The sequence below is a fragment of the Spirosoma flavus genome, assembly GCF_054778555.1.
Window position 1 is genome coordinate 26,528 of sequence record NZ_BAAGZL010000007.1, and the last position, 15,181, is coordinate 41,708.

Consider the following 15,181-nt stretch of genomic DNA (forward strand, 5'->3'; position numbering starts at 1 on the left):
CAGCCCGAACGTATCGTTCAGTCGGCATTCAATTATTTTCCCTATGAAACTGCTTTTGACACTTATCGTACCGATGGGAATAGGTTTCGGCATAACGGCTTGTTCGACCGCAAACAGCGATGACAAGCCCGCCGAAAAAGCGCCTGCCATTCAGCAAGTTGTCACGACAACGGTGCAATCACTTCAGCCCAATAAGCACGTAACGCTTCCGGGTGAACTGAAGCCCTGGAACCGGGTAAGTATCTACGCCAAAGTGAAAGGCTTTGTGCGGGATATCCCTGTCGACCGCGGAACGTTTGTACGGAAAGGGCAGGTGCTGGCCCGGCTCGATGCGCCCGAAGTACTGTCGGAATTAAGTCAGGCGCAGGCGCAGCTACAGGCACAACAGGCAACATTGGTAGAACAGAATACCCGGGCCCGCGCCAGCCGACTTATTTACCAGCGAATCCTGCAAACCGCGAAAACAGAAGGAGCGGTATCCGCGAACGAAATTGATCAGGCGCAGGCGCGGATGCAGGCCGACAGTGCCATGGTTGCCGTGGCACGCGGTACGGTACAGGCGTCCCAATCGAACCTGCAAGCCAAATCGCAGTTCCGACAATATCTGACCATTACGGCTCCGTTCGATGGGATTGTTATCGAACGTAACATCAGCCCCGGCGCGCTGGTGGGCGCGGGCGAAAGTGGTAAACCCCTATTTGTGCTCGAAGACAGCCGGACGCTACGTCTGACGGTGGCGGTTCCAGAAACGTTTGCGAATCAAATACCGCCGAAAAGTTCGGTAGCCTTTACGGTAGCGGCCCTGCCCGACCGCCGTTTCAACGCAAAACTGGCTCGTTCGGCGCAGAGTTTAGTGGAAGCAAACCGCTCGATGATGGCCGAATTCGACGTAGCAAATTCAAGTCATGAACTAAAGGCCGGTATGTATGCCGAGGTACAAATGCCGATGGTCCGCACGAGCAAAACGATGTTCGTGCCATCGACAGCGGTGGTGAATTCCAGCGAAAAAATGTTCGTGATACTTGTACTCGACAACCGGGCGCAGTGGATATCGGTGCAGAAAGGAAACGTCGTTGATAGTCTGGTTGAAGTCTTCGGCGATCTCCAGCCCGGTATGCCCATTGTCCGGTCGGCGTCGGAAGAAATTCGGGATGGACAGGCTGTAACCACTGCTCGGCAATGAGACCAGCCCTTATTCGTTACCTGCCGATTACCCTGCTATTTTTGGTGGGTTGCCATACCGCCCGGAAACAGTATCAGCTCGTTTACCGGGATAACGCGGGCGTTTATCGCGTAGAACCGGCAAAAGTACGTACCGTGCGTGTCTACCGACATCCCTACAAGGTACTAGTCAAAACGGATTCAGGGCAGATGGAAACTGCGTCACTGAGTGGACTTTGGGGATGTCAGGAAACGGGCGGGGTTCGGCGTCGGCTCTATTTAGGCAACTTTTATGAAGTTGTGCAGGAAAAAAACGTAGTAATTTATCGCCAGGCCGACTTTGATGGATCGTCCGGCGACCATTATTTTTTTAGCAAAAATCCTGATAGTGACATTCTGTATTTAAGCCGCCGAAATTTACTAACGGCGTTTTCGGACCAATCCTGTATGCAGGACGTAGTGAGTCATCTGCCTCGGCAGGACTGGTTTAAAACCAACGCTAAAGGCTACTTCCAGCTTCTGGCAGCCTGCGACCGTTGTCTCAGCCTAAACTAATCTGATGCATTATGGGCGCACATAATTGTCACACCATAGGCCAAAACTCAGTTTTCCAGATGGACAGACTCTATCTAAACGGACAAAAGTTATGTTGAAATGAAGTAAAGCCTACTTACTTCTAAAGAGGATAATAGCCTATTGGTCTATCCTTTACGTGTAGACGGAGCATATCCATACTGCTCTTTGTAGGCTCGGCCAAACGCGGATAAACTTCCGAAGCCCACCGCATAAGCTACCTGCGTTGGCGGAATGCCTTCGTCGAGCATGTCGTTGCCGCGCCGGAGCCGGTAGTCGCGTATAACTTCACGGGTCGTTACGTTCAGCAACCCCTTGAGTTTGCGGGTGAGGGTTCGGCTAGTAAGCGCCAACTCATCGGCCAACTGTTCTACTTCAAATTCGGGTTCGTCGAGGTGTTGCTCCAGAACGGCATAGAGCTGCTTTAGAAAAGCGGGCGTTTCAGGTGGTTCCTGCTCAATCGGATCGTCATATATCGACGTGCCTTCGGTTACTGGGCTAACGAGCGTTCGTTGCCAGTACGTTCGTAAAGCGGCCTGTCTACGGCGGAGGTTCTGCAAACGTAACAGCAATTCGGCTGGTAAGAAAGGCTTGGTCAGGTAATCGTCGGCACCAGTTTCGAGGCCCGCAAGTCGATCTTCAATGGTTGCTCTGGCCGTCAGCATGATTACCGAAATATGGTCGGTACGGACATCGGCACGTAGCGCACGGCACAGATCCAGGCCATCGAGCCGGGGCATCATCAGGTCGGTTACGATTAATTCAGGAATGGCGTCAAGCGCCATTTCCAATCCTTGTTGCCCATCTTTAGCTTCGAGTAACGTATAATGCGGTGACAGAATCATCCGGATATACGTTCGAAGATCGTCGTTGTCTTCGACCAGCAACAGCAGCGGTTTGTCAGTGCTTGTACCGTCTTCATTATAAACTTCATCGCCAATCAACAGTGCACTTTCGTGATCGATGACCCCTGAATCAACTGATGGAATAGGAGATACGTAACGATTCAGTCGTTGGCCGTTTTCGCTCGGTAGTGGCTGACTGGCTTCGCTCTGGATTGGTAAGGTAACGTGAAACGTCGTGCCTTCACCCGGTTTACTACGTACCGTAATGATTCCCCCTATCAATTGGATCAGTTCATAAGTAAGGGCAAGCCCCACACCTGTTCCTACTTCGAGACGATTAGAGCCTACTCCCTGATAAAACCGATCGAACAGATGGCCCATATCGTCCGGAGTAATGCCCACACCTGTATCGTGCACGTCCAGGTCTACACCTGCTGAGCTATATGTAACCTCTACCTTAACCGATCCCCCTGCCGGCGTATTTTTGACCGCATTACTGAGCAGGTTCGTCAGAATTTTCTCCACCTTATCGGCATCGTACTGAGAAAACCAGCTATCCTGATTCTGATGTAAACTTAAAGAAACCGAGCGGCTGTCCGCCATAGAATCGAAGAGAGCAACCCAGATGCGTATGTCATTTGCCAAATTACCCGGTGCCAGCATATTTTTCATCTGACGGGCATCGAGTTTCGCCAGATCGAGCAATTGATTGATCAGCGTTTGAAGCCGACCGGCATTCCGGTACATGAGGGCGTACAGTTCATTGTCAGGAAAGCGGGCCTGCAACGTTTGCAGAGGGCCTAACAGCAACGTAATAGGTGTGCGAAGTTCGTGAGAAACATTGGTGAAAAAATCCGTTTTAAGCTTGTCGAGTGCCTGTATATTTTCACGTCGGGACTGTTCAAGACTCAGATTATCCGCCGTTTGAATCCGTTCGCGGGTAGCCTGCCAAAGCATCATCACCATAAAAAACGGTTCGGCTATCGAACTTAAGAACATCGAAAACTTAAGGGATTCTTCGGTAAACGATCCGGTGAAAAAGCCAGCGTTACGTCCGTAGAAATACGTGTAGAGAGGTAACAGTACCAGCAGCGACATTACGTTCCAGATGACGGGCCTAAAGCCACTCATGAACAAGGCAATCAGTAACGCCAGAGTAAAAGCCAGCATGATGGCCAACGTACCAATGATACCCCAGGTGATGTATGGATGACGGAAGAAAAAACTAAGCCCTGCATAGAACAGACCTATTCCGCCAAAACCGACATAAAGCCAGACCAGACGGGGCAGATGCTGAGGCAGTTGACAAGCCGTTACCACATAATAGGCCAGCGCTGGTAAGAGCAGGCCCACCGTTACATACTGACTCGTGTGCACCCAATAGGGTGAAGTAGGAAATAAAATATTAGAGTAGCCGCTCGAAAATAAGACGCTCATGGAGACTGCTAATCCCCAGAGCGCATAGGCACGTAGCACTACAAACCGGCGCATGAACAGCAACAGCGCCAGCAGAAACAGCGCTAACATAAACACGAGTGTGAATACGACGTACCGGTCCATGTCGGGCAGGCGATCCGACACAAATGTGGCCTGATCCCAAACCCGCAGCTTATAGCTATGATGCTGGGTCGACAGTACGCGAACGTAAAATGTTTGGGACTGTTTGCCCGATAGTGTTACGTAAAGCGTGGGGTAGCGCGTTTTCGGATTTCGTTTGACAAAGGGTATAAAATCGCCTGTGTGCTGTATACGCCATTCCGCAATGGAATCGGGCTGATAGAGACTTAGGCTGTCGATGTAAAAGTTAGTTAACTCAAACGCATACGTATGGGAGGAATCGGTAGCTTGTTGTAGCGTAAATCTGCACCAGATTGGATGCGTTGTAAAGCCCTGTATTAAAGTTGATGATGAATCAGCTATTGTTTTCCATCCACTCTGCTGATTCACTACGTTGCCAAGAGACAACCGATTTGTTGAATCGACCAGATACTGAAACTTTAAATCAACAGGTTGTAAAAAATGGTGTCCTGGCAATCGGTTCGTAGGAGCCTGAGCGTTTGCCTGGGCCAGCAGCAGAAGCCACAAACAGACGATACGTAAATACATCTCTATTGTATGGGTTTTCGTATACTAATAGGCGTATTGTCTAACCGGTTTTTTCATATTTTCCTCAAAGAAATATCCTGGTAGATCAAAGCAATTAACAGAATGTAAACTGCATTTTTAGTGCCAATTTCAGAAAAATTGGCTCTACTTTGTCAGCAAAATTAAAAAAGGTTCTTACTCTTTGTAGACAGATGGGATGAATTAATAAACAAAAAGTGATGCGTTTATTACTCGCCACTTTTAACGCTGCTACGTTGCCGGACGGCTTCGTACAGCACCACGCCGGTTGCTACAGATACGTTTAGTGAACCAACCGAACCCAGCAGCGGAATTTTTACGTGATTGTCGGCCATACGTAGCAGTTCAGGCGAGATACCGTCTTCTTCCGACCCCATAATAACGGCGATTGGGCCAGTCAGATCGGTGCTACGTTCGTAGAGATCGCGGTTCGATTTTTCGGTACAGGCTACTACCGTAATGCCTGATTCCTGAAGATATTTTACGGTTTCGGTTAAATCGGGTTCGCGGCAAACGGAAATATGGTTCAGCGCCCCCGACGACGTTTTCATGGCGTCGGAATTGATGGCGGCTGCTCCCCGTCCCGGTATTACAATGCACTGAATACCAGTACACTCAGCCGTTCGGGCAATGGCTCCGAAATTACGGACATCGGTAATGCGGTCGAGAAGAAGGAAAAACGGCGTTTCGCCCCGTTCGTATACATCAGCTATTACGTTGGAGAGCTTAACGTATTGAACCTGAGCCACCAGGCAAACAACGCCCTGGTGATTCTTGCGGGTGAGCCGATCTAGCTTTTCGACGGGTACGCGCTGAATCGTTACGCGGTTCTGAAAAGCCAGATTCTGGATTTCGGGGTGGCTCAACCCTTTTTCCATGTATAATTTATCAATCTGCTGGTCGGAACGTAGCGTTTCGATAACAGACTGAATACCAAATACCATCTCGTCGGGCTGGGGACGAAACTGAGGACGCGGACGAGAATGGCGATTAAACGATTGGGGCATTTTTAACGATGTATGATGTATGATCTAAAGCTAACGCGAAATATACATCATACATCCCATATCATACATCTTTTACGTTATTCGCGAATGGCGCCGGTTCGCCAGGCTTCCACAATCGGATACCAGATGGGCTGATACTCAATGTAGCGTACCAGCTCATAATGGTCGTCTACGAATTGATTCGGTTTTTTGGTAAAGGTAAAATTGATTTCTGATACGTTGGCCCGGCGGTTGTACACCCATACTTCGCGTTCGCGATTGCGCTGTACACGGTCGGGGGGGCCAAGCACAATGTAAATCATGCCTTTATCGGTTTTCCAACCTTCTTTGAAGCTGGTAAAGAGTCGGTTCGCTTCCTCAACCCGGTCGTAATACGACTTAATGGTACGTTTGGCGACCTCTTCATTGCCTGCCATCAGGCCGAGCCAGTACCGGTCCAGCGCTTTTTTTGTATCCTGCGCCTGCGCCATCTCGTTGATTTCGCTGCTCGTACTCATATAAAGTACCGGCTTGATGAGCTTCTCTGGTCGGGTCAGTTTCGGGAACCGTTTGTCGGTTATGACCAGACCGATTCCGCTGGCATCGGTAGTGTCTTCCATAAAGTAATAAAGCCCTTCTTTAGGAATCACAAACGGCTGATTGGTGGTGACAGTCAGCGTTGAATCGACCGAAAGCGATTTGGAAACCGCCTTAGGCGATGTATTCATGGGCGACGAGGCCGCTTCAAAATCATGCCGGTACCGGAAGCCAAAAAGGGGTTTGCTGGTACCATTTACATCACGAAGAATAATTGTATCGCCTGCATTTACGTAGTTGCGCAACTGCGCTTGCCCATCGGCCGAAAATAAGGCGACTCGGTCGCTCAATTTGGCTGGTCTGAACCGTAACGATAAGTCATTACGTGCTTTAGCTCCGCTGTTGGTTTCGGTGATTTCAGTCAGCAAAATAGCATTAACGGCGTCTTTGGGGCGTTTCACATCAAATGACAGCGTCAGATGATCACCCTCTTGTCGGACATTCTGTGAGCTAAGCGGCACCGTGCCATAACCTAGTCGTTCGCGATTGTTATAATCGGGATACATCACGTAGGCAATCATAAAATGTTCCGCAAAGTCGGTAGGACTCAGTACCGCCTGGCCGCCCGGCATTTTTGCCGTCAGGTTCATAAACACCCGAACCGACGTAGTATCAATGGCCAGAAATTTCCCTTTTATAGACGTAACCATCCAGTCGCCCACACCTTTTGGAGAAGAAGGCGTAGAACCAACTGAGGCACCATCGTTGTTGCGAATGGGCGCTGCTGATGATTCAGACGTAGCACGGGGTGAGTTCTGTGCCTGTTCAGGCTGACTGGCCGGTCGGTTGGGCTGATTTCGTTGTGCTTCCGTACGGGCATCATAGGCCGCATTAATGCGGGCCTGTTCCTTCTTTTTAGAACTGGCACAGGCCGATAGCAGGGCAATGAAAAGTAAAGCAGTTAGAGTACGCATAAAAAACAAGTCCAGGTATTGACTTAGTACGTTGTTTCTGGGTTAAATAGGAAACAATACACGCTGTTAGTTATAACGAAAAAATACCACGCATTGACTTATCGGGCAGGCTCATTTTTCTTTGCCTCTGCAAAAGAGTAATTTTGTCGTTTGAATTGCAAACGCATGTACAAGACCACTGAAATTACGTCGGCCGAAATTGCTTCGGATAATCCGGTTCACCAACGACTTTTGTTTCCCTATGTCGAAGCGGCTGGTATGGTCAGCGGCAACGTACTGGAGATCGGCTGCGGCTGGGGCCGGGGACTCGAATTACTCACCAAAGCCGCCAGCCATTATACCGGCATCGACAAAAACGAAGCCCTCATCAAGGCACTGGGCGAAGCTTATCCGGATGCTACGTTCATTGCGGCAAACATTCCGCCACTCAGCGGTTTAGCAGACAATACGTTCGATTTTATCGTAACGTTTCAGGTGATCGAACATATCGAAAACGACGACCTGTTTATTAAGGAAGCGCATCGCGTTTTGAAACCCGGTGGTAAACTGCTCCTGACGACGGTCAATAAAACATTTTCGCTTACGCGCAATCCCTGGCATGTGCGTGAATACGTTGCCGATGAATTGAAAAACCTGATGGGGCGTTACTTTTCGAAAGTCGATACGAAAGGCATTCACGGCAACGAAAAAGTGATGACGTATTACGAGCAGAATAAAGTATCTGTAAAAAAACTGACCCGCTTCGATATTTTCAATCTGCAATATCGCTTGCCCCGCCGACTGCTTCAGGTTCCTTATGATTTAATGAATCGCCTGAACCGCAATCGACTTCTACAAGCTGACGGGCTGGCTGCCGAAATCAATTATACCGACTACGAAGTAAGCAATAATCCCGCCGGAAGCCTGGATTTTTTCTACATAGCGACGAAGTAAAATATTGCCATAAACAGGCAGTCCTGATCAGAAACGATCAGGACTGCTACGTTAACAATGCACTACGTTATCACCGAGGCTTCTCCCAACGACGATTTACCGCACCACCTACTTTTGCTGGCCGATGAAAATCAAGCCTTGATTGATACGTATCTGCCATCGAGTCAGGTCTATCTGCTACGTATCGATACTACGTGTCTGGGCATTTGTCTCCTGCAACGCCGGGAAGAGATCGGTGAAATAATGAACATTGCGGTTGAGTCTGATTACCAAGGCAAAGGGCTTGGACGAGCCTTGTTGACCCATGTAATTGACGCAGCCCGAAAACAGGGTTTGCCGCGGTTGCTTATCAAAACAGGCAATTCGGGTATTGGCCAGATTGCCCTTTACCAGCAGCAAGGGTTTGATTTAACAGGAGTTAACTACAATTATTTTCTGGAAATGTATCCCGATCCAATTTGGGAAAATGGTATCCAGTGCAAACATCAACTCGTCTTTGAGCTGCGATTAGGAACGTAGTGCTTCTCCATCTCAGGTACTACGTTAACTTGAATATTGCGTAAGTCCACGTAGTGCTTTAGACGGATTAGTCAACTGGGTCATAAACCCATTATGTTCACTACGTTATTAGTTTTCCGCTGGTGTTACGGTAATGACAATTGATTTGGAAGTAGGCGTATTGCTTTTTTCAGCGATGGAATCGATAGGAACCAGTACGTTGGTTTCGGGGAAATAAGCGGCACAGCAACCACGCGGAATGTCATACGGAACCACGATAAATCGGTGAGCGGTACGTTGCTTACCGTCATATTTGCTGTGTAAATCGACTACTTGTTTTTCCTGTAATTTCAGATTGGCGATGTCGTCGCGGTGCATGAACAAGACGCGCCGTTCGTTGTAAATACCTCGGTATCGGTCGTCGTAACCGTAAATTGTTGTGTTAAACTGGTCGTGACTACGGATCGTCATCAGCAGCAGTTCGCCGGTTTGTAAGTCGTGGTGAGACGGCGTATTGATGGTAAAATGAGCCTTCCCGTCTTTGGTTTTGAACTCCCGCACACGTGGCCCATTCGGAATATAGAAACCACCGGGTTTCCGAACTTTCTGATTGTACTGCTCGTGTCCGGGTACAACTTGCCCGATTAAATCGCGGATGCGGTCATAGTTAGCAACGAGACTGTCCCAATCAACGGTTGATTTTCCGTTTAGGGTCGCTTTGGCCAGTTCGGCAATAATAGCCACTTCGCTTTTGAGCGTATCAACTACCGGATCAACAACTCCGTGCGATTGAGCTACTACGCCGGTCGTGCTTTCACAACTGACAAATTGCTCGCCTGTGGCCTGAATGTCGCGGTCGGTACGTCCCAGGCAGGGGAGAATCAGTGCTGTTTCGCCGTGGATGAGGTGACTGCGGTTCAGTTTGGTCGATACGTGAACGGTAAGTTTACACGTCTTCAGTGCTTCGCCCGTGTAGTTTGTGTCGGAAACGGCCATCGCGAAATTGCCGCCCAATCCGAAAAAAACCTTGGCTTTCCCTTCGTGCATGGCTTTTACGGCTTTCACCGTATCGTAACCATCTTCGCGGGGCGGCTCAAACTTAAACACTTTTTTCAGCGCATCCAGAAACTCCGGTTTGGGTTTTTCCCAGATGCCCATCGTGCGATCGCCCTGAACGTTGCTGTGTCCGCGAATCGGGCTGGCGCCACCGCCTTCGATGCCAATGCTGCCCTTGAGTAAGAGCAGATTAATAATTTCGTTGATGGTCGAAACGGCGTTCCGGTGCTGCGTTAGTCCCATCGCCCAGCAAATAATGAATTTGCGGGTATGCTTAATCAAATCGACCGCTTCCTGAATCTGGTCAATCGTCAGGCCACACTGAGCGGCAAGGTCGCTAAGTTCAAACTGCTCCAGGCTTTTGATAAACGTTTCGTAGCCCGACGTATAACTTTTAATAAATTCATTATCAAAAACTTTCCCGGGCGTTTTCTGCTCTTCGGCAAGTAACAACTTACACATCGCTTTCAGGAAAGCCATATCCGAGTTGATACGTACCTGCAAATACAGATCAGTCATTTTTTCGCCCCCAAACAGCATATCGCGCGGACTTTGCGGGTCTTTGAAACGTAGCAATCCCGTTTCATGCAGTGGGTTGACGGCAATGATTTTAGCTCCGTTACGTTTGGCTGCTTCCAGCGGTGTCAGCATACGCGGGGCGTTCGTTCCCGGATTTTGCCCCATAATCATGATGACATCCGCCTTTTCGTAATCATCATATTTGACCGACGCTTTGCCTAAGCCGATGGATTCTGCCAGCGCCACACTAGTCGATTCGTGACACATGTTCGAGCAATCGGGCATGTTGTTGGTGCCAAACATTCGAACAAACAACTGATACAAAAATGCTGCTTCGTTACTGGTACGTCCCGACGTATAGAAAATGGCTTCATCAGGCGAATCCAGAGCATTTAGCTGATTCGCAATGAGTTGAAAAGCGTCATGCCAGCTAATCGGTTCATAATTTGTAGCGCCCGGACGTAGCACCAGGGGTTGTGTTAAACGGCCCTGCTGCCCCAGCCAGAGGTCAGTTTTCTGAAGTAAATCGGCTACAGAGTGCCGCTGAAACAGGACCGGCGAGGCTGTATGTTTGGTCATAACCTCGTCGGCAACGGCCTTGGCACCACTCTCACAATATTCGGCGATTGGAGAACGATGTCCATCAGGGTCGGGCCAGGCACAGGACGGACAATCGAATCCGTCTTTCTGGTTCAGGCTGACAAGCGCTTTCCACCCCCGTCCGGCCCCCGTTCCATGTAAAACGTGCTTGAACGACTGGAAAACGGCCGTGTAACCAGCCGCTACGTCAAAGGGATCTTTTACATCAAGATTACCGGTTAACTCTTCCGGGGGCGTGTTCTGTGCCATATGCGTTGTCAAAATTACGTATCAGAGGGCTAGTCCACGGCGATACGTAACGGGTAACTAGCTGTCTATAGCAGAAGTTTTGTAGTCTCTTACAATCGTGGTTTTTTGCATCCTGACGCAGGCAGGATAACAAATATCACCTTAGTGAGCTACTTAAATTTTTCAGGATCTAACCGGAAAAAACGAACGGCGTTGTTGAATAAAATGTCCCGTTTCTGGTCGAAAGATAGGTAATCGGCATTTTCAATTACGCTGATGGAAGTTTCGAACAACTTTGGCCAGACCATAAAATCGGTACCATAGAGAATCCGCTTGCCGAAACCCGCCTGCACAAGCCGTTTTATATACGCGTGAATTTCGGCCTGCGGATAACTCCAGATGAACCCGGCCAGGTCAACGTAGACGTAAGCGTTGGCGCCCATCAAGCCAATCATTTCATCGATCATCGGATAACCCGCGTGCATCACCCATATTTTTAATTTAGGGTGCCGCGCCAGCATATCCTCCAGCAAAAATGGCCGACCCAACGACGCCCGGTATTTAGCCTGCGAAATATTCGCCATACCATTACCACCCGTTCCCATGTGAATGCCAACGGGTATATTTAATTTTTCGGCTGCGGCAAAATACCCATCAAGCGACATGTCGCTGGGCGAAAGGCCTTGATATTGAGGAGCTACCTCACCCATCACTTTGTAAAAGCCTCCCGAAAGCGAATCGGTAAAAGCCTGTACGGTCATGTCGTTTGGGCCACTGACGCCAATACCGGGAATAACCCGATCGGGGGCAGCTTTTTTCCACTTTCGTAAAATCTGCGGGTCGCCGTAAGCTACGATTGTCATGTTGAGACGCTCCATAGTGGCAAGAACGGCGTCCTGCATTTCCTGATCGGATTTGGCGGGTTGTAACGGATCGACGCAGCTTGTGTTTAGAAACGCCCGCATCTGCTGATTGGGATCACCTCCGGGCATATCCCGTAAAAACCACGGACACATTTCAATGGCGAAACTCGGATTTACTTTCATCGCATGAACGTGTACGTCGATGATCGGAAGCGGGCGTTTCGGCGGAGCGGTTTGGGCGTGTGTAATGCCTGAAATAAACAGGTTTATAATCAGGAGAAAACGTGTTTTCATAGGTCAACTAGTTGGGAATAAAATGCTAAAATCGTTTCGTTGATTTTGTTAATCAAAATTTTCGTCGGTTTCCAGCTCCATTTCCAGTAAGGCATAGCTCAGACTTTTGCCGTGCGTATCCATCGTTAAGGACGTAGTAACGCCCCCCATCAACGCTTGCTGGCACACAAACTGAAGTGCAGGCAGGTTGGGCCACTCATAGCGTAATACGTCACCTGCAACAATGCCACTCAGGTGTTTCTTGACTGCTTCGGCTGTGATAAGTTTCTGAATTAGCGGGTAATTGTCAGAATGATAGGGGATTAGCGATAGTGTCAACGTGTTGCCCTTATCGCCCGCCCGACTATGTGCGATGTCGTACAGTTTGATTTTCATGATCGAAATACCATGACTTGTGAGTTGATTTTATCGCGTGAAAGCAACGTCGAAACGATGCCCACGACCTCATGAACGTATTTGCGGGCACCACCGCCACCCGCCGGCCCGTTGGTGTACAACGCTTCCACCTCTTCGCCGACCAAAGCCGCCTGTTGATACGTAGCCGCTCGTCCGGCAACCCGCAATCGGATTTCATAAGGTTTAGGATATGCACCGAACTGGGTTCGATGCACCGACGTACTACCAATGTAATCCACGCGAAGATCACTAAATCGATCTCGTAAACGTTCCTCAATGATAGCTCCGGCAAGTTTGGCCCGGCCCAGCGCGTTTGAACCGCCATACGAAATTTCTCCCTCGCCGATATAGCCAGCATCGTAACCGACACTCACTTTCAACGTATTAGGTCTGGTTTTTCCCTGCCCGCCCGTTGCCATGACCTGATTCAGACCGATTTCTTCCAGACGTACCTGCGTGAAATCAGCTACTACGTCGGGGGTAACGTAGTGGGCAGGGTCCATGACTTCGTATAAGAGTTGTTCTTTGGCCGTTGCTACGTTCAGCAAACCACCTGTGCCGTCTACTTTACCAAAAACAGCCGTTCCATCCGACGTAACATCGGCGAAAGGGTGCCCCAGATGCGCCATATCTGGTACGTCTTTTTTTCCGGGATCGGCGAAATATCCACCCGTCAATTGTCCGGCGCATTCTAATAAATGACCGATTACAGTTCCCTGGCCAATCTGATTGCTATCGTCCAACGACCAGCCAAATTCGTGAGCAAGCGGAGCCACAAATAACGATGGATCTGCCACGCGACCGGTGATGATAATATTCGCTCCGGTTGCGAGAGCGGGTAAAATAGCGTCGGTTCCCAGATAAGCATTTGCTGAAATCAATGGGCCAGATTCGGTCAGGGGTTTGCCCGTTTCCAGCGAAATCTCTTCGCCCGAAAGCTGGTCAAATACGTCGTCGCCAGTGACAACGGCAACCGTAACCGATGCGTCTATTTTTTTAGCAATTTCTATGATTTTTTGCCCAGCGGCCAGCGGATTTGCTGCGCCCATATTCGTAATGAGTCGAACGTTGTTGGCTATCAGATACGGCAATAAACGTTCAATTCGACGTTCGAGCAATGGGTCGTAACCCAGCGACGGATTTTGCCGTTTGCGTTTCTGGGCCAGCGCGATGGTACGTTCGGCCAGGCATTCCAGCACCAGATAATCCAGGTTTCCACGCTGAGCCAGCACCACCGAAGGTTCTAATCGGTCGCCGGAAAAACCAGCGCCACAGCCAATTCGAATTCGTTCTTTCATAGGTGAATGGAACTGGTTAAGAGTGCTGCCAGCGTCATGACCAACGTAGTACCAAACGCCCATTTCAGAATGAACTTCTGGTGGTCACCCAAATCAACGTCGGCCAGTCCGACGAGCAGAAATGTAGAGGCCGTTAGCGGGCTAACCGGAAACCCAACTGTCATCTGCCCCAGCAAAGCCGCCCGCCCGATTTCCAGAGGATCAATTCCGAATTGCGTAGCGGTCTGACTTAAAATCGGAACGACGCCAAAATAATATGCATCGGGTGTAAAAAGCAGACTGGCTGGCATACTTGTAATGGCGGTCAGCGTAGGAATCCAGGCAGCATGTTGTTCGGGAACCAGCGACACCAGCGACGTCGCCATAGCGTCAATCATTTTCGAACCGGTCAGAATTCCTGAAAAAACGCCAGCCGCGAAAATCATGCTTGACACCATAAAAATGTTGTTGCCGTGACCACGTAGCACTTTTTGTTGATCGACCAGTTTTGGGTAGTTGATCAGTAACGCCAACGTAGCTGCTACGATGAACAAGGCCGGTGTAGGCACCCAGCCTTTCATCAACGTAACGATGAGCGTAATGGTCAGTAAGGCGTTGAGCCAGAAGAGCTTTGGGCGACGTAGCAGCCGCTGTTGCTCGGTCAGATTTTCGTGATGAACGTAGTGGAAATCTGTTATGCCCAGTCGTTTTCGCTCCTGCCGACCAAACCAATAGGCTACAAATAAGACCCAGGCGACACCCGCTACTATCGCGGGAATGTTCGGGTTGAACAATTGCGTAGCGTCGGTTTTTAGCGTCGAAATGGCCCGCGCCGACGTACCAGACCAGGGTACCAGATGGAGGGGGCCAACACTCAGCGCAACGATTCCCGGTAAAATTAACTTGTTGATTTTTAGCTCGCGATAGATCGGTAAAAAGGCCGACATCACGATCATGAACGTAGCGGTACCGTCTCCGTCAAGGTGGACAATCATTGTTAGGATGGCCGTTCCGACAATTACTTTCAGCGGGTCGCCTTTAACGTAGCGGATGATACCCGCAATGATCGGATCGAACAGACCGGCGTCGAGCATGGTGGCGAAATAAAGCACAGCGAACATCAGCAGAATACCCGTTGGCGCCACCTGCTTAATGCCCGTCAGAATCATTTCGCCCAGTTCTTTCGGACTGAACCCCGCCAGTAAACCCATCGCCAAAGGCACCAGCACCAACGCTGTTATGACCGATAGCCGTTTGGTAATGATGAGCGCCAGAAAGATACCGATGGTAGCAAACCCCAGAAGCGACAGCATACAA

The 15,181-nt window shown here is 49.5% G+C and carries 12 protein-coding genes; 4 read left to right on the plus strand and 8 right to left on the minus strand.

The genetic code is table 11. The features are described 5' to 3' along the window. The first annotated feature begins 43 nt into the window (after positions 1-43). Both ACYVF1_RS27150 and ACYVF1_RS27155 read left to right on the plus strand, forming a co-directional pair. On the plus strand, positions 44-1,183 hold the full coding sequence (locus ACYVF1_RS27150; protein WP_461084900.1) for an efflux RND transporter periplasmic adaptor subunit: 1,140 nt from the start codon (positions 44-46) through the stop codon (positions 1,181-1,183). Next, positions 1,180-1,716 (plus strand): hypothetical protein, encoded by a 537-nt coding sequence (locus tag ACYVF1_RS27155; RefSeq protein ID WP_461084902.1) that lies wholly within the window; start codon positions 1,180-1,182, stop codon positions 1,714-1,716. The genes ACYVF1_RS27150 and ACYVF1_RS27155 overlap by 4 nt, the downstream gene beginning before the upstream one ends. Positions 1,717-1,862: 146 nt before the next feature. Here the strand turns inward: ACYVF1_RS27155 and ACYVF1_RS27160 are convergent, their stop codons facing one another. From ACYVF1_RS27160 to ACYVF1_RS27170, 3 genes are all read right to left on the minus strand, one after another. Then, the gene (locus ACYVF1_RS27160) at positions 1,863-4,685 is read right to left on the minus strand and encodes an ATP-binding protein (RefSeq protein ID WP_461084904.1); all 2,823 of its coding nucleotides are present in this window, start codon (positions 4,683-4,685) and stop codon (positions 1,863-1,865) included. Between the two features lie 227 nt (positions 4,686-4,912). Further along, positions 4,913-5,710 carry a 23S rRNA (guanosine(2251)-2'-O)-methyltransferase RlmB gene (gene rlmB / locus ACYVF1_RS27165; protein WP_461084906.1) on the minus strand — a complete coding sequence of 266 codons (798 nt, stop codon included), beginning with the start codon at positions 5,708-5,710 and terminating at the stop codon, positions 4,913-4,915. 77 nt (positions 5,711-5,787) lie between these two features. After that, complete coding sequence (locus tag ACYVF1_RS27170; RefSeq protein WP_461084908.1) at positions 5,788-7,200, minus strand: GWxTD domain-containing protein; 1,413 nt, start codon at positions 7,198-7,200, stop codon at positions 5,788-5,790. Positions 7,201-7,365: 165 nt separating this feature from the next. On the opposite strand from ACYVF1_RS27170, the gene ACYVF1_RS27175 reads away from it, so the two are divergent. Both ACYVF1_RS27175 and ACYVF1_RS27180 read left to right on the plus strand, forming a co-directional pair. Continuing rightward, positions 7,366-8,133 (plus strand): class I SAM-dependent methyltransferase, encoded by a 768-nt coding sequence (locus ACYVF1_RS27175; RefSeq protein WP_461084910.1) that lies wholly within the window; start codon positions 7,366-7,368, stop codon positions 8,131-8,133. A gap of 57 nt (positions 8,134-8,190) precedes the next feature. Further along, positions 8,191-8,652 carry a GNAT family N-acetyltransferase gene (locus ACYVF1_RS27180; protein WP_461084912.1) on the plus strand — a complete coding sequence of 154 codons (462 nt, stop codon included), beginning with the start codon at positions 8,191-8,193 and terminating at the stop codon, positions 8,650-8,652. A 108-nt stretch (positions 8,653-8,760) separates the two neighbouring features. On the opposite strand, the gene ACYVF1_RS27185 is transcribed toward ACYVF1_RS27180, so the two are convergent. The 5 genes from ACYVF1_RS27185 to ACYVF1_RS27205 all read right to left on the minus strand — a co-directional run bounded on the left by ACYVF1_RS27185 (position 8,761) and on the right by ACYVF1_RS27205 (position 15,177). Then, positions 8,761-11,055, minus strand: coding sequence for an FdhF/YdeP family oxidoreductase (locus ACYVF1_RS27185; RefSeq protein ID WP_461084914.1), 2,295 nt, complete (start codon positions 11,053-11,055; stop codon positions 8,761-8,763). A 149-nt stretch (positions 11,056-11,204) separates the two neighbouring features. Further along, positions 11,205-12,191 (minus strand): amidohydrolase family protein, encoded by a 987-nt coding sequence (locus tag ACYVF1_RS27190; RefSeq protein WP_461084916.1) that lies wholly within the window; start codon positions 12,189-12,191, stop codon positions 11,205-11,207. Between the two features lie 48 nt (positions 12,192-12,239). Beyond that, entirely contained in the window at positions 12,240-12,566 is a 327-nt protein-coding gene (locus ACYVF1_RS27195; protein ID WP_461084918.1) for an AtuA-related protein, read from the minus strand. Next, positions 12,563-13,885 carry an acyclic terpene utilization AtuA family protein gene (locus ACYVF1_RS27200; RefSeq protein ID WP_461084920.1) on the minus strand — a complete coding sequence of 441 codons (1,323 nt, stop codon included), beginning with the start codon at positions 13,883-13,885 and terminating at the stop codon, positions 12,563-12,565. The genes ACYVF1_RS27195 and ACYVF1_RS27200 overlap by 4 nt, the downstream gene beginning before the upstream one ends. After that, positions 13,882-15,177, minus strand: coding sequence for a CitMHS family transporter (locus tag ACYVF1_RS27205; RefSeq protein WP_461084922.1), 1,296 nt, complete (start codon positions 15,175-15,177; stop codon positions 13,882-13,884). Before ACYVF1_RS27205 ends, ACYVF1_RS27200 begins: the two co-directional genes overlap by 4 nt. Positions 15,178-15,181 lie beyond the last annotated feature (4 nt).